Here is an 18,770-nt window from a genome sequence, read left to right as displayed (position 1 = left end):
GGATACGGCTTCCCACCGGGGCGTCGCGCGTTCTGTAACTATGCCTCGCGGAAGGTGACGGCCTTGTGCCCCATGCGACGGAATGTCGCCGTTACCCGCTGCTTCAGCGCCACCAGGTCGGGCAGGATGGCGTTGTGCAGGCAGCGCACGCTGTCATGGGTTGCGTAAAAACGCAGCGAGGACGCAATGCCCGTAATGATGGCCGCCCCCACGAACACGCCATCCACTTCTATGATCTTTGATTCAAACATGGTTTCCTGACCTGCACCACCGGGTACGCCAGCCCGTGCGCACGACCGCCCCATGGGCCGACCGTAACCTGACACGCTGCCACCGGCAGTATTCTTCTGGTTTCCATTACCCGCCGCAAACGTGGCAGGGTACCGGAAGTTTCATCATCACACACCAAAAAAAAGCCTTTGGCCACAATTGGTTGCCAGCCATGGCCCACGATGTGCGGCAGATCCCCCACCGGGCTATGGCAACAGGACCGCGAGGCATGAAAAAGACAATTATTATGGCATTTCCATGACTGATATAATATGGACAAGACGATACTAAAACAATACATGAAGAATATGGACACACTGAAATAATTTTATACAAAATCGAAATAAAATAAAAAATATAATAACCAATGTGTTGATATATAAAGTTTTTCAGTGCCGTTTTTTCAGAAAGGCTTCACCAGAAATTTTCCTGTCAATCCCCGCGATGGCGCAAGGGCGGGTTCTGGCATGCCATGTGGCACATCTTGCCCAATATGGGAAAAACCGCCCATACTGGGCAGGGCTGACATGCCTGCATCCCCCGTGACAGCAGGGGGCAAAAGCTGTTTCCTGCCACCGTGACCATTATCAAGACCCTTTACAGACCGGGGCCAACCCTTGCCTAGCCTGACATATCCGACCATTCCCGAACGCCCTGCCACGCCACGGCCGGGCATGCATGCCGCAATCCTGGCCCTGGGCCTGATCCTTCCGGGTGGCATGGGTGTCACGGCGCATGCCGCATCGCTCACCTATCCCGCACCCATCATGGGAACGGAAACCACCGCGCATGCATGGGGCATTGAAACCCGCCTTGCGCAGACCACGCCCTGCATGGTCGAAATGACCATAAACCAGGCCACCTTCATGGCCCACATGCCCGAAATGATCCAGGCCGGACTGTTCAATACGCTGGTCACACCCGCCCTGCGGCAGCAGGCGCCGCATTATCTCATGAACACGGTGCAGATGGATGTGACGCCCGGCTTCGTCCATACGCTGTTCAGCCAGCGCGGCGCGCCCGCACGCTGCCATTTCGCATGGTCCTACATTGCCCCGAACGGGACGCGCCACCCCATGGTGAACTTTGACGTGACCCGTCAGGCCTATGACCGCATTGACTGGGCGCAGCTGCGTTTTGGCGACATGATGACAATGGCGCAGAACCCGGTGGTGGACCGGGAATTTGACGCGCAGGTCAATCAGGAAACGATAGACGTAACCATTGCCCTGTCCAGGAGTGGCATTTCAGCCGACCTGCCACCCCCCACGACGGCAGGAACGCATTCCCCTTAACGACCATGTCCGGCAAGCTGGATGACAAGGTCGATCAGGGCCGCCGCCAGCAACACGACCGTCACCACGCGCAGGCCAGTGCGCAGCATGCGCGCGCGCCGCGTGGGGGGCAGTTCACGACGATGCAGGATGAAGGAGTCCCGCGGGCCGGGGGTTCCTGAATCAGGCTGCTCGGCCATTGCCCTGTCCCATCAGATGTTTCACGGATAGGCTCCGTTTTACCAGAACAGATGGATAACGCCAGACCGTGTTCCGACATTGCCCAGCCCGTCGCATGACCCGGTACGTCCTGCCCCTTCTGCTCGGGCTTGCGCGCCTGCTCCCAACCCATGGCGCACTGGCCGAAGGGTGCGCGGAACTGGGCGCGGGACAGCAGTTGCCGGTGCTGGACAACGCAAAGCTGTCGCCCCGGACGCAACTGCTGTGCAATGCCCGGTATGCCGTGCTGTATTCCGGCCTGGCACGCGAACCGCTGTGGTCAGCGGAACATCTTGATACCGCCATGGTCCGCGCGGCCATGGCCACCCCGCGCCGAGGGGAATTCCATCCCGATACGCGCATCGCGCCGGATGCGCGGGCGGAGCTGGAGGATTATGTCAGGTCCGGCTTTGACCGCGGGCACATGACCCCATCGGGCGACATGCCGGACGAACAGACACAGGAGGAAACCTTCCTCCTGTCCAACATCGTGCCGCAACACGCCGTGCTGAACCGGGGCCGGTGGGCGGAAATCGAATCGGCCGTGCGCAGGCTGGCCCTGCGGGAGGGGGAACTGTATGTGGTGACCGGCCCCGCCTTCCATGCCCGCACCCTGTCGGCCATCGGGACGGACCGCGTGCTGGTGCCGACTTCGACGTGGAAGGCCATATACGACCCCCGCCATGAACAGACAGGGGTTTACGTATGCCATAATGTCGCGCGCACGCCCGGCTGCAGCCATGTCAGCGTGGCGGAACTGACCCATATGACCGGGATTGATCCCTTTCCCGCCCTGCCCGCGCGCATGAAGCAGGCCTGCATGACACTGCCCTTTGGCACGACACGCAGGCGCACGACCACCCATCGCCGCCGCCGTGCCCGGCAGGCCTCCTATCGCTGGTGACAGGCCCATTTCCCAAAGGAGACACGACCATGACCACCCATCGCCCGACATCGCAGCCCGACCCGGCCCTTGTCCCCTTTGCCGATAACAGCGCCAGCCGCACCATTGGCGGCATGACGGTGGAAAACGGCACCGACAGCATCGCCTTTTACGGCCAGACGGACCTGAGCCGTGACAGGGCCGGGCTGGAACGCGCACGCGCGCTGCTGGCCTTCATGCAGCAGGTCGTGGAAACGCTGGAAGCGCAGAAGGACCTGCCCGACGCGCTGCCGCCGCGCAAACCGGCCAGGGTCGCCAACCCCTTTGCCTGACACCACGCGGGTCGCGCACGCCTGATGCGCAACGGGGCCGGCCCATTGCTGGACCGGCCCCGTTGCAAAACCCGTATCCCGTGGCATGCCACGGGAAAGCAGGATCAGCGCTTGCTGAACTGGAAGGAACGACGGGCCTTGGCGCGACCGTACTTCTTACGTTCAACAACACGCGAATCACGCGTCAGGAAGCCTGCAGCCTTCAGGATGCTGCGCAGCGCGGGTTCGTAATGGGTCAGCGCGCGGCTGATGCCATGACGGACCGCACCAGCCTGACCGGACAGACCGCCACCGACAACGGTGCAGTACACGTCAAACTGGTTGTAGCGATCGGCAACCAGGAACGGCTGGGTGATCAGCATGCGCAGCACGGGGCGTGCGAAGTAGGTGCCGACCGGACGGCCATTGACGATGATGTCGCCCTTGCCCGGCTTGATCCACACGCGGGCCACGGCGTCCTTACGGCGGCCCGTGGCATAGGAACGGCCCTGCGCGTCGCGCTTGGCTTCGTAAACGGGCGCGGCTTCCTGCGATGAGGTCACCTGGCCGGACGCAACGGCTTCCTTGAGGTCAGCCAGCGTGCCTGTACGTTCTTGGGTTTCAGACATGTTGTTCAGCCCCCGACCTTCTGGGTGTTCACGGCGTTCTTGCGGTTCATGGACGCAACGTCGAGAACCTGCGGCTTCTGCCCTTCATGCGGATGTTCGCTACCGGCATAGACATACAGGTGCTTCATCTGCGCGCGCTGCAGCGGGCCGCGGGTGATCATGCGCTCGACGGCCTTGCGCACGACATCGCCGGGGTTCTTGCCGGTCAGGCGCTGGGTGATCGTGCGTTCCTTGATCCCGCCGGGATAGCCGGTGTGGTAGTGGAACAGCTTCTGGTCCACCTTGTTGCCGGTCAGGCGGACCTTCTCGGCGTTGATGACGACGATGTTGTCGCCGCAATCAACATGCGGGGTGAACTGGGGCTTGTGCTTGCCGCGCAGGCGCTGGGCGATGATGGCCGCCAGGCGACCCAGCACGAGGCCTTCGGCGTCGATCAGGGTCCAGCCACGCGTCACCTCTGCGGGTTTCAGCGAAAGTGTGGTCTTCATGGATTCAGTGTTCCGTCCAGTAATGTAGCGGTAACAGGTGGCGCGTTATCATCCGTACGCGGTGCGAACGTCAAGCACATAATCCCGTACAGACGGCATTTTTCCGGTAAAAAAACGTGTGTGGTATCATGATACCGCACATCTTTCCGCGCCTCTCTTCCCGCTGGCGATTGCCCAAGGGGGCTGGAATGCGATAGCACTCAGTTCAAGGTCATTACGGATATCAGGCTCGTGAAGAAACTCTATCCCGCCATTCCCCTGCTTGTACTTGTGCTGCTGGTCGGCAGTTGGGGGGTGCATCACTTTGCCCAGCGCAGGCTGGAGGCCGGCATTGCCGACTTCAGGGCGTCCATCGGGCCTGACGCCACGTTCAGCTACGCCACGGCGCGGCCACGCACGCTGGCGCGGGGCGCGCATTTCACCGCCGTCACCTACCACAACCCCGCCATGACGCTGATCGCGGCCGATGTGCGGCTGGGGGGGCTGACCGGCAATAACGTGCAGGGCGAGAAGATCGGCAGCCTGGTGCTGCGCAACGTGAAGGTCATGACCCCCTCCAACACCATATCGCTGGACCAGGTGGAACTGGGCAACCTCGTCCTGCCCAACACCGCGCGCGCGGCGGGCGACATGGCCCCCCCGCTGGGTTTCGATTCCCTGGTGCTGGACCGCGGGGCGTTCACCAACATGCATCTGGCCATTCCCGCCAGCCAGACGGACGTGACCATCGGGCGCATGACCGTAAGCCAGTACGGGATGGGCCGTTCATCGCACCTGGACCTTGACCGGCTGGCGACACAGATCAACCTGACGCCCACGCGCCGCATTTCCGTCGAGCATATCGTGGTGGACGGGCCGGATTTCGCGGGCGAGGTCGCAAGCCTGATCCAGTCGGGCCACCTTGTCCATGAACGCCACCCGCAGACGATGGACCTGAAGAAGGTGGAAATCGACAGCACCCATCCCATGTTGCAGATCGACCATGTCACCACGTCGCGTTTTTCCACCGAGACCGAAGACAAGATGGATACGAAGCTGGACCACCTGACCCTGTGGTCCACCGGCACGGACAACCCGTCCATCCTCAATGCCTTCGGCTATGACCATTTCAGCGGCAACATCCACGCCAACAGCACCAGCGACCGCAGCGCGGGCCGCGTGCACCTGGAACCGCTGACCATCGAATCCCCCGACATGGGCAACCTGACCATGGTGGCCGAACTGGACCAGATCCCGTTTGACGACATGGCCATCATTCCCGAAACCGCGCGGATCGTCTCCGCCGCCATGACGTGGGATGACCTGTCGCTGGCCAGCCACGTGGTGGCGGGGCTGGCCAAAAGCCGTGACATGGATGTGGATGCCTACCGGCAGAACCTGCTGGCCACGCTCGGCACGTCCGATGATGCGTCGATGCGCGCCATGGGCCGCTTCCTGCAATCACCGCAGGACCACCCGCTGCAGATCGCCCTGCGCCCGATGAAGCCGGTCAACCTGATGATGCTGGGCGTCGCCCTGTCCATGGCGGGGGACCCGTCGGTTGCCGCCCCGCTGGGCCTGACCATCTCCACACCCTGATGGCCGGTGCCGGGCCGGTGCATGTCATTGGCGCGACCGGCCGGTCGGGACTGGCGCTGTGCCATGCGCTGGGGGCTGCCGGGCGGCCCGTCGTGCCGGTGGTGCGCAGCCTGTCGCGGTGGCAGGCGACGGGCATGACGTATCCGGCCCGCGTGGCTGACCTGTGTGATGATACCGGCCGCCTGCGCGCGGCGCTGGCTGATGCCACGTCCATTATCCTGACCGCCCATGCCCGCCACCTGCCCGCCGTGCTGGCGGCGGCCCCCGAAACCGCCCGGATCGTGGCGCTGGGCAGCACCCGCATCTTCACCCGCTGGCCCGACGCGCATGGCCGTGGCGTGATGGACGGCGCACGGGCCTTTGCCCGGTCGGGCCGCGATGGCGTGCTGCTGCACCCCACCATGATCTATGGCGCAACGGGTGAAGACAATGTGCGTCGCCTTGCCGCGCTCATGCGCCGCCTGCCTGTCCTGCCACTGCCCGGCGGCGGGACGTCACGCATCCAGCCCATATGGCAGGGTGACGTGACCCGCGCCCTCCTTGCGGCCATGGACCGTCGCTGGGACGGGCCGCACAGCATGGTCATCGCCGGCGGGGATCAGGTCACCTATCGCGATTTCACGCGCCAGGTTGCCCTTGCGGCAGGGTTGCGCCCGCGACCCGTCGTATCACTGCCCGGATGGCTGCTGATGGGGGCTGCGCGACTCCACCTGCCCGGCCTGCCGCGCATTGCGCCAGCCGAGGTACGACGCCTGATGGAAGACAAGATTTTCGATATTACGCCCATGCGCACGCAGTTGGGGCTTGCGCCTACGCCGCTGGCAGCAGGGCTGGAACACACGTTCGCACATCCCGGCTAGGGCAATTGGCCGCGCGGCATTATATTCATCATTTACTGGAAGGAGAGTTGGGGCGAACGACGGGGATTGAACCCGCGACAACCGGTACCACAAACCGGCGCTCTACCAACTGAGCTACGTCCGCCACAACTGCGCAGTCATTTAGAAAATCCGTACGCGTACGTCAACTATCCTTTTTGGGTTTCCACAACATTTCCCGCGCACAGCCGTTCGCGCACGGATTGCAGCCGCTGCACGGCGCTGGCGATGACGCCCGTCTTCTTGCAGAACGCGAAACGGACGTAATGACCGGGTATGTCCGTCCCGTCCTGGTCATAGAAGGCCGAGACCGGAATCGCGGCCACGCCGACTTTTTCGACCATTTCCTGACAGAAGGCGACATCGTTCCCCCTGAACCCCAGCGGAGAGAAATCCGCGACCAGGAAGTAGCTGCCATCGGATTGCAGCACCCTGAAGCCCGCGCGTTCCAGCCCTTCCGCCAGCCAGTCACGGGCCGAGCGCATGCCTTCGGCCAGCCGCCCGAAATAGGCCGCGTCCTTGTCCAGCCCCATGGCCACCGCGCGCTGCAGGTTGGGGGCGACGGTAAAGGTCAGAAGCTGGTGCGCCTTCATCACAAGGTCGGCCAGCGCGGCGGGGGCGGTGACGTAGCCGACCTTCCACCCCGTCATGGAAAAGCTCTTGCCCGCGCTGCCGATCCGGATCGTGCGCCCGCGCATGCCCGGCAGCGCCATCAGGGGAACATGCCGGACGGCGCCAAACGTCAGGTGCTCGTACACCTCGTCACACACGGCATAGGCATCATGGCGCGCGACAAGGCCCGCGATGAATTCCAGTTCGTCGCGCGTGAAGACCTTGCCGGTCGGGTTCATGGGCGTGTTGAGCAAAATGGCCTTGGTGCGCGGGCTGAAGGCCGCGGCCAGCTCCGTACGGGGCAGGTCCCAGTGCGGCGGCGCAAGGCGCACCTTGCGCACGACCGCGCCCAGCAGTTCCAGCACGGGCATGTAGGTGTCATACAGCGGTTCGAACACCACGACCTCGTCACCGCGGTTCACCAGCGCCATGAGGGATGCGGTAATGGCTTCGGTCGCGCCGCACGTCACCACGACTTCACGCGCGGGATCGACATTGATGCCGTAGAAGCGCGCATTGGACCGCGCCACGGCGCCCCGCAGTTCCGGCAGGCCCGCAAGGGGCGGATACTGGTTGCGCCCGTCACGCAGGGCGCGGGCCGCGGCGTCCACCATGTCGGCCGGACCTTCGGTATCGGGAAAGCCCTGGCCGAGGTTGATGGCGTCATGTTTCACCGCCAGCGCAGAAATGACTGAAAAAATGGTGGTTGGCAGACCCGAAAGCAACGAGTTGGCGGGTTTCATCGTATCATCCTGTCCCGGCGCGCGTGTCACGACGCGCGCGCGTATTTTTTGCCCTGTCATCCGATTGCCTGAAATCCAAAGCCATGCAACCCTGCCTGCGCCAGACAGACGGCACGCGGACCTTACGCCACGAGACGGAAGACAGACACAGCAGCATGAAAAAGATCGAGGCCATCATCAAGCCCTTCAAGCTCGACGAGGTGAAGGAGGCCCTGCATGAAATCGGTCTGATGGGAATCACCGTCACGGAGGCCAAGGGCTTCGGGCGGCAGAAAGGCCATACGGAGCTGTACCGTGGCGCGGAATACATCATCGACTTCCTGCCCAAGGTAAAGCTGGAAATCGTGTGCCCTGACGACATGACCGAACGCGCGATAGAAGCCATCATGGCGGCCGCCCGCACGGGCCGCATCGGCGACGGCAAGATATTTGTAACTCCCGTGACGGATGTCATCCGTATCCGCACAGGCGAACGCGGCGCCGACGCGGTCTGATGTCCGGGATGCAAACATGGGTCCCATGGCAGCACGCCTATCGACAGCGGCCCTCCGTTTCCGTAACCATAGCCACCGCGCCGCATGGAACGGCACACCAAAGTCAGGACAGGTAAATTAACATGGCAAAAAAAGCACAGGCCCCGGCCGCGGCCTCCACGCCGTCACATTCCGCCAAGGCCATCGCGAAGGTCTTCGAGATCATCAAGGAAAACGCGGTCGAGATGGTTGACCTGCGGTTCACCGATCCGCGTGGCAAGTGGCACCATACCACCCAGTACGTCACCACGATCGAGGAAGACACCTTCCGCGAAGGCTTCATGTTCGACGGTTCCTCCATCGCCGGATGGAAAGCCATCAATGAAAGCGACATGATCCTGCTGCCTGACCCGACCACCGCGGTTATGGACCCGTTCTCCGCCAAGCCGCAGCTGATCCTGATCTGTGATATTGTCGAGCCGTCCACCGGGCAGTTCTACAACCGCGACCCGCGCGCGACCGCCAAGCTGGCCGAACAGTACCTGCAGTCCACCGGCCTGGGCGACACCGCCTTCTTCGGCCCCGAAGCCGAATTCTTCATCTTCGACAGCGTGCGCTTCGGCACCGGCCCGAACTTCGGCATCTACGAGCTGGAAAGCATCGAAGGCCCCGGCGCCTCGCTGAAGGACTATCCCGAAGGCAACATGGGTCATCGCCCCGGTGTCAAGGGCGGCTACTTCCCCGTGGCCCCGGTTGACAGCGAAGGCGACCTGCGCGCCGAAATGCTGACCACCATGGGCGAGATGGGCCTGCCCATCGAAAAGCACCACCACGAAGTCGCACAGTCGCAGCATGAGCTGGGCACCAAGTTCGACACGCTGGTCCGCTCCGCCGACTTCATGCAGATCTACAAGTACTGCGTGCACAACGTCGCCCATTCCTACGGCAAGACGGCGACCTTCATGCCGAAGCCGATCTATGGCGACAACGGTTCGGGCATGCATGTCCACCAGTCCATCTGGCGCGACGGCAAGCCCACATTCGGCGGCAACGGCTATGCCGACCTGTCGGATGAGGCGCTGTACTACATCGGCGGCATCATCAAGCACGCCAAGGCGCTGAACGCCTTCACCAACCCGTCCACCAACTCCTACAAGCGCCTGATCCCCGGCTTCGAGGCGCCCGTGCTGCTGGCCTATTCCGCCCGCAACCGCTCCGCTTCGTGCCGTATCCCGTACGCGACCAGCCCGAAGGCGAAGCGCGTCGAGGTCCGTTTCCCCGATCCGACCGCGAACCCCTACCTTGCCTTCGCCGCCATGCTGATGGCCGGCCTTGACGGGATCAAGAACAAGATCCACCCGGGCGATGCGATGGACAAGGACCTGTACGACCTGCCGCCGGAAGAACTGAAGCAGATCCCGACGGTCGCGGGTTCCCTGCGTGAAGCCCTGACGGCGCTGGAATCCGACTACGAATTCCTGCTGGCCGGTGGCGTGTTCACCAAGGACCAGATCGAAAGCTACTGTGCCGTGAAGTGGGAGGAAGTCTACAAGTTCGAACACACGCCGCACCCGGCTGAATTTGAAATGTACTACTCCGTCTGATAACGGCTTCCCGCAGGGAAAGCCTTACGGCCAGAAGCGCCGGGACCACCACGGTTCCGGCGCTTTTTTCATGTCCGCATCCCGGCCGCGCGCGCCAGCGCGGGGCAACCGGGACGGGATGCACACGTTTGCTCGATTCCCGGTCCTCCACACTGGTCCTGCCCGCCATATCGCCTACACCTTGGGGCATGCATGCCGCACAAACACGCCTCACGAGGACAGACATGACCCAAGCCATACCCGATACCATGCAGGCCGTTACCTTCAGCCAGCCCGGCGGTCCCGATTCCCTGTGCATTTCCACCCTGCCCGTGCCCCGGCCCACCGGGGGGGAGGTACTGGTCCGCGTCATGGCGGCGGGCATCAACCGTCCCGACATCATGCAGCGTCAGGGGCTGTATCCCCCGCCGCCAGGGGCCAGCCCCCTGCTGGGGCTGGAGGTCGCGGGCGAAGTCGTGGCGACGGGGCCGGACGTGCCTGCGGGCGCCTTTCCCGCCATCGGCGCGCGGGTATGCGCGCTGGTCAATGGCGGGGGGTACGCCCAGTACTGCACCGTGCCCGCGGGCCAGTGCCTGCCGTGGCCCACGGGCCTTGACGCCATCCATGCCGCCGCCCTGCCCGAAACCTTTTTCACCGTCTGGTCCAACCTGTTCATGACGGCTGGCCTGAAACCGGGGGAAAGCGTGCTGGTGCATGGGGGCACCAGCGGTATCGGCACCACCACCATCCAGCTGGTACGCGCCATGGGGGGCACGGTCTACGCCACGGCGGGCACGGACGACAAATGCACGCTGTGCACCACCCTTGGCGCCACCGCCGCCATCAACTACCGCACCGAGGATTTTCCCCAGCGCATCAAGGACCTGACGGCAGGCCGGGGCGTGGACGTGATCCTCGACATGATCGGCGGGGCGTACCTGGATGGCAACCTGCGGTCACTGACGGTGGCCGGGCGGCTGGTCATCATCGCGCTCCAGGGCGGGGCGAAGGCCGATGGCGTCAGCCTGGCGCGCATCATGACCCGCAGGCTGGTGGTGACCGGCAGCACGCTGCGCCCGCGTGATGCCGCCTACAAGGCCGCCATCGCCCGCGAACTGGAAGAACGGGTGTGGCCGTTGCTGGCACGGCGGGCGATCCGCCCCATCATCCATGCCACCTTCCCCTTTGCGCGGGTTGCCGATGCCCATAAACTCATGGAAAACGGAACACATATGGGCAAGATCATGCTGGACCTGCAGCACCTGCCTACCGATACGACAGGACGATAGGGACACAGCCGGTGCTACTGAACGTCATTGAGCGCGGACCAGAAGACATTACCGATACGGCCGGACGTCCCCCCATTGTCCTGCTGCATGGCCTGTTCGGGCGGGCGCGCAACCTTGGCTTCTTCCAGCGCCGGCTTGCCACCACCCGCCGCACGCTGGCCATCGACCTGCGCAACCATGGCGACAGCCCGCACGGGCTTATGGACTATTACACCATGGCCGCCGACCTGCTGGAAACGCTGGCCCACCACAACGCCCTGCCCGCGACGCTGGTGGGGCATTCCATGGGCGGCAAGGTCGCGATGACGCTGGCGCTGACCCGGCCGGGCATGGTGCACAGCCTGCTGGTGGCCGACATCCCGCCCGCGCGCACGGGGCATGGCCAGTTCGCGCTGGGGGAGCAGATGCTGCGGGTGCCGTTCCCGCCCTTCCTCAACCGCGCGGGCGCGGACAGGCTGTTGCAGCACTACATTCCCAACACGGATGTGCGCGCACTCATGCTGCAGAACATCCGGGTGGGGGAAAATCCGGGCTGGAGCATCGGCCTGCGGGAAATCGTGGAATCGCTGCCCAATGTGGAAAACTGGCCCTACATCCCCGAAGGCTATACCTATCCCGGTCCCACGCTCTTCCTGGCGGGGGGGAATTCCCCCTATATCCGCCCGGAGCATTATGGCATCATGCGCCGGCTGTTCCCGTGTTACCGGCTGGAACTGATCGAACAGGCCGGGCACTGGCTGCATGTCGAAAACCCTGAAAGATTTGCGGAACTGCTGGAAAATTTCACTGAACGTTACTGAACCGCCTTCCGTTACACATCCGGTCCTTGACAGACCACCCATCCGCGTCGGTTATGCTGGCGATATAACAGGGCAGGCAGGTGCGCGGCCCCGGCAACAGACCAACATGGCGGAGACCCGTAGCCTTTCATGACGGTGACACTCAGTCCCTCCTCCCGGCGGCGCAATGCCGTGGAGCCCGTACTGATCCCACGCCGCACGCAGCCCGGCGCCAGCCTGCCGCCCGATACGGCAGGGGACCAGTACCAGCCACCCGACCGCGAACGGCTGCTGGCGGGCGTGGCCGTGCCGCAGCCACCGGGATACCGCAAGCTGCGGCCCACCCTGTCGGGCCTGATCCGTCCGGATACGGAAGAAACACCCGGTCCCGGCCGGGCCATCGCCATATCGGGGCTGCTGCACGCGGCCCTTCTGGCGACCATCCTGATTGAATCCGCCCACCACAGCCAGCACGGCTCCCCCAACGCCACGCAGTCGGAGCCGCAGGTGGAAATGGTCTTTTCACCCCCGACATCCAGCGGGATGCAGGGGCAGTCCTCGCCCGACATGGCGGGCGGCCAGAATGCGCCACGCCAGCAGCAGAACCAGCCCGAACCCAGCGCGCAGGAAAAGACATCCAACCCGCAGCAGAGCGACGAGGATTCATCCCCCTCGCCCAACATGCCCACGCCGGAAATCCCCGCCGCCCCGCCGCTGAGCGACGCGCCATCCGACCTGTCGGTACCGCAGTCCGAACGGCAGGACACGTTCAACCCGTCCATGCAGAGTTCGGGCCACGGCAACCACCCCGCGCAGCAGGCGCACAACCACTCCTCCGCCACGGATTACAGGGCGCTGGAACATCCACGCAACTGGTCGCTGTCGCAATCGCCGCTGCCACGCCGCAGCCAGCGCGGGCGCGCGGGCGGCACGGGCAGCCCGATCGACCTGTCGCTTGGCCCGCTGGTCAAGAACGGGCAGGTCAACGCCCCCTATTCCACCAATACGCAGATCAAGGGGGTCAGCGATGATTATGGCAGCGAACTCGACCGCTGGATCCGCAGCCACATGTACTACCCCGAGGAAGCCGCCCGCGCGGGTGAGGAAGGCCCGTCCTCGGTACATGTGGAACTGGACCGCGATGGCCATGTCACCAAGGTGCGCCTGACGGGGCAGTCGGGGTCGTACTACCTTGACGCCGCGACGGTTGGCATGTTCCGCAACGCGCAGCTGCCACCCGTGCCGCCGGACATGCAGGGCGATACCTTCCCCATTGACCTGACCATCAACTACATCCTGATCCGCCGCTAGGCGCGTCAGGCAGACGGAGAGACCCGCCATGGATACAGCCACCCTCCTGCAGCAGGTCGGACGTGACTTCCAGCCCTTTGACATGGCTGATGCCGCCGTGGCCCGCATTACCGAACTGTATGACCATGCCGGCGAACTGGTCCGCCATGCCTTCACCACCCGCGACACGGCGGGCCTTGCGGATGCGGTCTATCCCTACCTTGCCTTCATGCCGCAGGCCGCCCTGCCGCCCGATGGCCCCCGCCCCCCCTTCGACGTGGTGCTGGAGCCGGGATTTTACGGCACCACCCTGACCCGGCCCGCGCTGTTCGCCGATTACTGGCGCGAACAGATCGAAAGCCTGCTGCGCCATTATAAAACGCCAGTCATGGTCGGGCTGTCGAACCAGCCGATCCCGCTGCCCTATGTGATGGAGGAAGCGGTCACGTCGCTGACCGAATCCGACCTTGCATGGATCCAGTCGCATTTCGCGCTGCCGGACCTGCATGTCACCGATGATTCGATCGCCAACTGCGATTACATCCCCCGTCCCGGCGTGCCCCGGCCGCTGGCGCTGTTCACGGCGGCGCGCACCGATTACTCGCTGGCGCGGCTGCACCATTACACCGGCACCGCCCCGCGCCATTTCCAGCGCTTCATCCTGCTGACCAATTACCAGCGTTACGTGGATGCGTTCCGCGAATACGGCCATGCGCAGGTGGATGAGGGATCGGAATACGCCACCTTTGTCGAACCGGGCGAGATCATCCACACCCGCGACACCCCGCATGCAGCGCCCCATGCGGGCCATGGCCTGCCGCAGATGCCCGCCTACCACCTGTGCCGCCCCGATGGCGATGGCATCACGCTGATCAACATTGGCGTCGGCCCCGCCAACGCCAAGACCATTACCGACCACCTTGCGGTGCTGCGCCCGCACTGCTGGCTGATGGTGGGCCACTGCGCGGGGCTGCGCCGCAGCCAGAAGCTGGGGGATTACGTGCTGGCGCATGGCTACCTGCGCGATGACCATGTGCTGGATGACGACCTGCCGCCATGGGTGCCCGTGCCCCCCATTGCCGAAGTGCAGATGGCGCTGCAGGACGTGACCGCGCGCGTGACCGGCCTGCATGATGCCGAGGTCAAGACCCGCCTGCGCACCGGCACCGTCATGACGACGGACAACCGCAACTGGGAACTGCGGCTTGGCGCGCTGTTCACCCGCATCAACACCTCCCGCGCCATTGCAGTGGACATGGAATCAGCCACCATCGCGGCCAACGGGTTCCGTTTCCGCGTACCCTACGGCACGCTATTGTGCGTATCGGACAAGCCGCTGCATGGGGAACTGAAGCTGCGCGGCATGGCCAATGCCTTCTACCGCGAACGCGTGCGCCAGCATCTGGTGGTGGGAATCGAGACCATGCAGCAGTTGCGCGCGCAGGGCGTGGACCGCCTGCACTCACGCAAGCTGCGCGGGTTTGACGAACCGGCGTTCCGGTAGGCTGCCTTCGTACCCTGCTGGGTAGAAACGGGTCGCATGAACTGCGTTCCGACCGCCAGTGCCGTGGGGTAGCCGGTTTTCCCAGCGCGCCGCCCGGAAACCCGGCAAAGGCCACGGCCTTTGCAAACCGCTTTGATTTTCGGGACTATTCAAAAAAATCCGTCCTTGAAACAGTCCCGAAATCATAAGGAAGTTTTTGGTGAAGCTTTTTTCAAAAAGCTTCAGAAGAACGCCCCTTTTTGGAAAAAGGCGGCACCCGAAAACTTTTTTTCTTATCAGTAGTTTGTTTTGACATCAGAAATCCGGCAGCGTTGGCGCCAGATGGCCGCCCTGCCGCACCGGGGCCATGCGGCGGGCAAGGCCGGTGGCGTCATCGGTTTCCACCATCATGCCCGCAATGCTAGCATCCCCTTCGGCGGGTTGCAGGCGCTCTCCGGGCATCTTGCGCACGAAGCGGGCTATGGCCGCGTCCTTGCCCATGCCGATCACGCTGTCATAATCGCCGCACATGCCCGCATCGGTCTGGAACGCGGTGCCAGCCGACAGGATGCGGTGGTCCGCCGTGGGCGTGTGGGTATGGGTGCCGATCACCAGCGAAACCCGGCCATCAAGGAAATGCCCCATGGCCCATTTCTCGCTCGTGGCCTCGGCATGCACGTCCACCACGGCGGCATGCATGGTCACGCCCAGCCTGTGGCGCGACAGGATATCGGTGACGGCGCGGAACGGATCATCCATCGCATCCATGAACTGGCGGCCCATGATGCTGACCACCAGCGCCTTGCGCCCGTCCACCAGTTCCACCACCACGCTGCCCTGCCCCGGCGTGCCGGGGGGATAGTTGGCGGGGCGGATGATGCGGGGTTCGCTGTCGATATGGCCGATCAGGTCGCGGCGGTCCCAGCTATGGTTGCCCAGGGTAATGACATCGGCCCCCGCTTCGATCAGGTCACGCCCGATGGCGGGCGACAGGCCGAAGCCATGGCTGGCGTTTTCCCCGTTCACCACCACAAGGTCGAGTGCAAGGTCGCGCCGCAGGGTGGGCAGGCGGGAAATAACGGCCTCGCGCCCCACGCGCCCGACAATGTCACCCAGAAACAGTATTCTCAAGAAAACAGCCCTTGTTACCGTGTACGCCCGTCGCCACGACACCGGATCCATTCGCGTTCGGTCACGATCGCGGGCAATGCCACATCATACAGGCCGGTCGGAATGCATGTCACTTCCTGAAAGGACAGGCCAAACCCCACCGTCCGCGCGCGCGGCAGGCGCGCCAGCGTACGGTCGTAATACCCCCCGCCATATCCCAGCCGCATGCCACGCCGGTCAAAGGCCAGCAGCGGCACGCACACCACGTCGGGCTGCATGGGGGTACCATCGGGGTGAAAGGTGCCATGGCGTCCGGGCTGCATGGGGCAGTCGGGCCGCCAGCGGCGAAAGACCAGGGGGTGCCCGCGTGGCGGGGTTTCCGGCAGGGCAATGCACAGCCCGTCCGCATGCAGGGCCTGCATGACCGGGCGCAGGTCGCTTTCCCCCGGCAGGGGCCAGACAAGGGCGATACAATCCCCCGCCCCGGTCAGGCCGCGCAGGCCACGCACCATGCGGTGGCACAGGGCCTCATCCGCGCCGGCGCGGGCGGGGCTGGTTGCGAAAGCCTGCCGGTGGCGCGCCATCTGGTGGCGCAATGCCTGCTTGGCCCGCATTGTGGGCCACGATTCGGGATCGAGAGAGGTCATGAACACATATACGGAGCCGCCATGGCCGTTGGTCGGATCAGCCCTCCCGGACCTGCTGACGCAGGTGGGCGCCAGGTAACGTGACCACGGTCACGACAGTGCCAGCTCCCTAGGAAGTGCTTATCGGCCCAGGGGTTGAATCATGCCTGACGCACCCGGCAGCCCCGCCCTTGCAATCTAGTCTTCTTCCATCGCGGCTGCAATGCTTTCCGCACGTTCGACCAGGTGCGCAAGCTGGTCGCGGCGGCGTTCGTTCTCGATCCGCGCCTGACGGCCCTGCGCCAATTGGTGGGCGGTGTCAGAGGACATCTTTTCCGCCGTCAGGTCATGGATTTCATCGGCCATCAGCAGGGCCGCAAGGGCCAGCAGGCGTCCCTCCCCGCTATGCCCGCCCAGTTCGCGGATGCGGTCGATGCGCCGCTCCACTTCCTGCGCCATGGCCTGCAGGTGCTTTTCCTGCCCTTCCTTGCAGCCCACGGCATAGGAAAAGCCGTTGATGCGCACGGTCACCTGGCTCATGGGCGTTCCTTCCCGCTGTCAGCTTCGTCCTCGCCCAGCACGTCACGCACGCGGGCGATCAGGACATCGATATTGGCCGCCAGCGCCTGCACGTCCACCTCCGGCCTGGACGGACGGGCGACGGACGCCAGTTCCGCGCGCCGGTCAAGGGCGAAGGCGATACGGTTGAGGGCGAGTTCAAGACGGTCCGCCGGGTCCTGTCCGGTCTCCGAGGGGGAATGGGCAACTTCCTGCCCCGGCGGCATGATAATATCAGACACGTTCATCCTTTCCCTCGTTCCTCCCCTTGAACTGATCGCGCGGTGCGGTTTCAACGTCAAGCATGATCGACAAACATGACCATTCTATGCATGCCGCCCCCTGCGTCACCATTTCCTGCGCGCATGACCTGGGGCTGGTCACGGCCATGGCCGCATCGTTACGCGTGAACTGCACCGTGGTTTCCCCCCCGGGGGCGGGATGCGTCATGGGGGCGCCATGGTGGGTGGCGCTGGTGGCGGCCTGCCCGCTGCCCGCCCTGCTGGATTGCGGGCAGGCGGCGGGGTACGCCGCCTGCGCCCTGCGCGCGGGCGTGCGGGGCGTCATTGCGCATGTGCCTGTGGCGCAGCACCATGCCCTTGTGTCGCTGGCGCGGGTTACGGGCGGCCATGTCATGACGCACCGCCCCCTATCGCTGGACCTGCCCCCGCGCGGCGCCGGGCCGGTTCTGGAGCGATACCTGCGGGCATTCCCCGCATGATGACCGCAAGGCAGGGCGCAGGCTGCGCACGGTGGTTCCGGCCCGGTCACGGGCCACTGCCACCGCGCGCCCGATGGCCGAACGCCGTGCGGGGCAGGTACGGCCATGTATCCAGCAGGTGGATGATCCAGCCTTCCGCAACACCTGCGGACACATGCATACGAGGGCTGTTCGCCACCCCGATGGTGGCATAGGATCAGGCCGACATGACTGATTGCCAGCTTTACCTCATCACCCCCGAATCGCTTGATCCGGCGGCGTTCGCCCCCCGTCTGGCCGAAGCGCTGGACGCAGGCCCGGTCGCGGCCGTGCAGCTGCGGCTGAAAAACGTGGATGACGACACGATCCGCCGCGCGGTGGAGGTGCTGCAACCCATCGCCCATGCGCGAGACGTGGCCTTCATCATGAATGACCGGCCCGACCTTGCCGTTGCCTGCGGCTGTGACGGGGCGCATGTGGGCATGGACGATACGGATGTGGCCACGGCGCGCCGCATACTGGGCGACGAACTACAACTGGGCGTGTCGTGCTACGACAGTCGCGACATGGCCCTGCGCGCGGGTGAGGCCGGGGCCGATTACGTGGCGTTCGGCGCGTTTTTCCCCTCCCCCTCCAAGGAAACCGAAATCCGCGCCGATCCCGCCCTGCTGACGTGGTGGAGCAGCATGATCGAGCTGCCCGTCGTGGCCATTGGCGGCATCACGCCGGAAAACTGCGGCACACTGGTACGCGCGGGCGCTGATTTCCTGTCGGTCATCGGCGCCGTGTGGTCCCATCCCGATGGGCCGGGGGCGGGTGTACGCGCCATGAACGCAGCGATTGCGACAGCGGAAACCGCCTGAAAAATCAATAAAAGCCTTTGCGCGCCGCCTTTTTCCAAAAAGGCGGCGTTCTTTCGAAGCTTTTATAAAAAGCTTCACCAAAACTTCCTTTGATTTTAAAGCACTATCATGAGCTGACTTTCCAAACAGTC

22 protein-coding genes, 1 tRNA gene and 1 other RNA gene are annotated in these 18,770 nt (G+C 64.2%); 13 read left to right on the top strand and 11 right to left on the bottom strand.

Features of this window, described 5'->3' with window-relative positions:
* Positions 1-38: 38 nt before the first annotated feature.
* Complete coding sequence (locus CFR76_RS07535; RefSeq protein ID WP_110556578.1) at positions 39-251, bottom strand: hypothetical protein; 213 nt, start codon at positions 249-251, stop codon at positions 39-41.
* Between the two features lie 636 nt (positions 252-887).
* On the opposite strand from CFR76_RS07535, the gene CFR76_RS07530 reads away from it, so the two are divergent.
* Entirely contained in the window at positions 888-1,565 is a 678-nt protein-coding gene (locus tag CFR76_RS07530; RefSeq protein WP_244191824.1) for a hypothetical protein, read from the top strand.
* On the opposite strand, the gene CFR76_RS07525 is transcribed toward CFR76_RS07530, so the two are convergent.
* On the bottom strand, positions 1,562-1,744 hold the full coding sequence (locus CFR76_RS07525) for a hypothetical protein (RefSeq protein WP_110556576.1): 183 nt from the start codon (positions 1,742-1,744) through the stop codon (positions 1,562-1,564). The genes CFR76_RS07530 and CFR76_RS07525 overlap by 4 nt on opposite strands.
* Positions 1,745-1,839: 95 nt before the next feature.
* On the opposite strand from CFR76_RS07525, the gene CFR76_RS07520 reads away from it, so the two are divergent.
* Positions 1,840-2,667 (top strand): DNA/RNA non-specific endonuclease, encoded by an 828-nt coding sequence (locus tag CFR76_RS07520; protein WP_110556575.1) that lies wholly within the window; start codon positions 1,840-1,842, stop codon positions 2,665-2,667.
* 29 nt (positions 2,668-2,696) lie between these two features.
* Entirely contained in the window at positions 2,697-2,978 is a 282-nt protein-coding gene (locus CFR76_RS07515) for a hypothetical protein (protein ID WP_110556574.1), read from the top strand.
* A gap of 104 nt (positions 2,979-3,082) precedes the next feature.
* On the opposite strand, the gene rpsI is transcribed toward CFR76_RS07515, so the two are convergent.
* Positions 3,083-3,586, bottom strand: coding sequence for a 30S ribosomal protein S9 (gene rpsI / locus CFR76_RS07510; RefSeq protein ID WP_025439615.1), 504 nt, complete (start codon positions 3,584-3,586; stop codon positions 3,083-3,085).
* 5 nt (positions 3,587-3,591) lie between these two features.
* Positions 3,592-4,074: a 50S ribosomal protein L13 gene (rplM, locus tag CFR76_RS07505; RefSeq protein ID WP_010514614.1), complete on the bottom strand. Its 483-nt coding sequence runs from the start codon at positions 4,072-4,074 to the stop codon at positions 3,592-3,594.
* A 231-nt stretch (positions 4,075-4,305) separates the two neighbouring features.
* On the opposite strand from rplM, the gene CFR76_RS07500 reads away from it, so the two are divergent.
* The gene (locus tag CFR76_RS07500; protein WP_110556573.1) at positions 4,306-5,652 is read left to right on the top strand and encodes a hypothetical protein; all 1,347 of its coding nucleotides are present in this window, start codon (positions 4,306-4,308) and stop codon (positions 5,650-5,652) included.
* Positions 5,652-6,512: an SDR family oxidoreductase gene (locus tag CFR76_RS07495; protein ID WP_110556572.1), complete on the top strand. Its 861-nt coding sequence runs from the start codon at positions 5,652-5,654 to the stop codon at positions 6,510-6,512. Before CFR76_RS07500 ends, CFR76_RS07495 begins: the two co-directional genes overlap by 1 nt.
* A gap of 48 nt (positions 6,513-6,560) precedes the next feature.
* Here the strand turns inward: CFR76_RS07495 and CFR76_RS07490 are convergent.
* Both CFR76_RS07490 and CFR76_RS07485 read right to left on the bottom strand, forming a co-directional pair.
* Positions 6,561-6,636, bottom strand: a tRNA-His gene (locus CFR76_RS07490).
* Positions 6,637-6,679: 43 nt separating this feature from the next.
* Positions 6,680-7,885 (bottom strand): aminotransferase, encoded by a 1,206-nt coding sequence (locus CFR76_RS07485; RefSeq protein WP_110556629.1) that lies wholly within the window; start codon positions 7,883-7,885, stop codon positions 6,680-6,682.
* A 155-nt stretch (positions 7,886-8,040) separates the two neighbouring features.
* Here CFR76_RS07485 and CFR76_RS07480 point away from each other — a divergent pair, with 155 nt between their 5' ends.
* From CFR76_RS07480 to CFR76_RS07455, 6 genes are all read left to right on the top strand, one after another.
* Positions 8,041-8,379 carry a P-II family nitrogen regulator gene (locus CFR76_RS07480; RefSeq protein ID WP_010510184.1) on the top strand — a complete coding sequence of 113 codons (339 nt, stop codon included), beginning with the start codon at positions 8,041-8,043 and terminating at the stop codon, positions 8,377-8,379.
* 122 nt (positions 8,380-8,501) lie between these two features.
* Entirely contained in the window at positions 8,502-9,962 is a 1,461-nt protein-coding gene (gene glnA, locus CFR76_RS07475; protein ID WP_110556571.1) for a type I glutamate--ammonia ligase, read from the top strand.
* Between the two features lie 224 nt (positions 9,963-10,186).
* Positions 10,187-11,230 (top strand): NAD(P)H-quinone oxidoreductase, encoded by a 1,044-nt coding sequence (locus CFR76_RS07470; protein ID WP_208623950.1) that lies wholly within the window; start codon positions 10,187-10,189, stop codon positions 11,228-11,230.
* Between the two features lie 11 nt (positions 11,231-11,241).
* Positions 11,242-12,030 (top strand): alpha/beta fold hydrolase, encoded by a 789-nt coding sequence (locus CFR76_RS07465; protein WP_110556570.1) that lies wholly within the window; start codon positions 11,242-11,244, stop codon positions 12,028-12,030.
* A 129-nt stretch (positions 12,031-12,159) separates the two neighbouring features.
* On the top strand, positions 12,160-13,320 hold the full coding sequence (locus CFR76_RS07460) for an energy transducer TonB (protein WP_110556569.1): 1,161 nt from the start codon (positions 12,160-12,162) through the stop codon (positions 13,318-13,320).
* A gap of 28 nt (positions 13,321-13,348) precedes the next feature.
* Positions 13,349-14,803: an AMP nucleosidase gene (locus CFR76_RS07455; protein WP_110556568.1), complete on the top strand. Its 1,455-nt coding sequence runs from the start codon at positions 13,349-13,351 to the stop codon at positions 14,801-14,803.
* 294 nt (positions 14,804-15,097) lie between these two features.
* Here the strand turns inward: CFR76_RS07455 and CFR76_RS07450 are convergent, their stop codons facing one another.
* The 5 genes from CFR76_RS07450 to CFR76_RS07430 form a co-directional block, all read right to left on the bottom strand.
* Entirely contained in the window at positions 15,098-15,913 is an 816-nt protein-coding gene (locus CFR76_RS07450; RefSeq protein ID WP_110556567.1) for a TIGR00282 family metallophosphoesterase, read from the bottom strand.
* A 14-nt stretch (positions 15,914-15,927) separates the two neighbouring features.
* Complete coding sequence (locus tag CFR76_RS07445) at positions 15,928-16,539, bottom strand: 5-formyltetrahydrofolate cyclo-ligase (protein WP_110556627.1); 612 nt, start codon at positions 16,537-16,539, stop codon at positions 15,928-15,930.
* A 9-nt stretch (positions 16,540-16,548) separates the two neighbouring features.
* Positions 16,549-16,707: non-coding RNA, 6S RNA (ssrS, locus tag CFR76_RS07440), on the bottom strand.
* A gap of 9 nt (positions 16,708-16,716) precedes the next feature.
* Positions 16,717-17,058, bottom strand: a complete 342-nt coding sequence (locus CFR76_RS07435; RefSeq protein WP_010510169.1) for a cell division protein ZapA — start codon at positions 17,056-17,058, stop codon at positions 16,717-16,719.
* A complete protein-coding gene (locus tag CFR76_RS07430) occupies positions 17,055-17,324 on the bottom strand; it encodes a hypothetical protein (RefSeq protein ID WP_110556566.1) in 270 nt (89 codons plus the stop codon). Before CFR76_RS07430 ends, CFR76_RS07435 begins: the two co-directional genes overlap by 4 nt.
* 56 nt (positions 17,325-17,380) lie before the next feature.
* Here CFR76_RS07430 and CFR76_RS07425 point away from each other — a divergent pair, with 56 nt between their 5' ends.
* Complete coding sequence (locus CFR76_RS07425) at positions 17,381-17,797, top strand: hypothetical protein (protein WP_244191823.1); 417 nt, start codon at positions 17,381-17,383, stop codon at positions 17,795-17,797.
* A 206-nt stretch (positions 17,798-18,003) separates the two neighbouring features.
* On the top strand, positions 18,004-18,639 hold the full coding sequence (gene thiE, locus CFR76_RS07420; protein ID WP_110556564.1) for a thiamine phosphate synthase: 636 nt from the start codon (positions 18,004-18,006) through the stop codon (positions 18,637-18,639).
* The last annotated feature ends 131 nt before the right edge of the window (positions 18,640-18,770 follow it).

Origin of the sequence: Komagataeibacter swingsii, from assembly GCF_003207895.1 — a bacterium.
GTDB classification, from domain to species: domain Bacteria; phylum Pseudomonadota; class Alphaproteobacteria; order Acetobacterales; family Acetobacteraceae; genus Komagataeibacter; species Komagataeibacter swingsii.
Note: the sequence above shows the minus strand (reverse complement) of the source record. Positions and strands in the feature narration are given on the sequence as shown.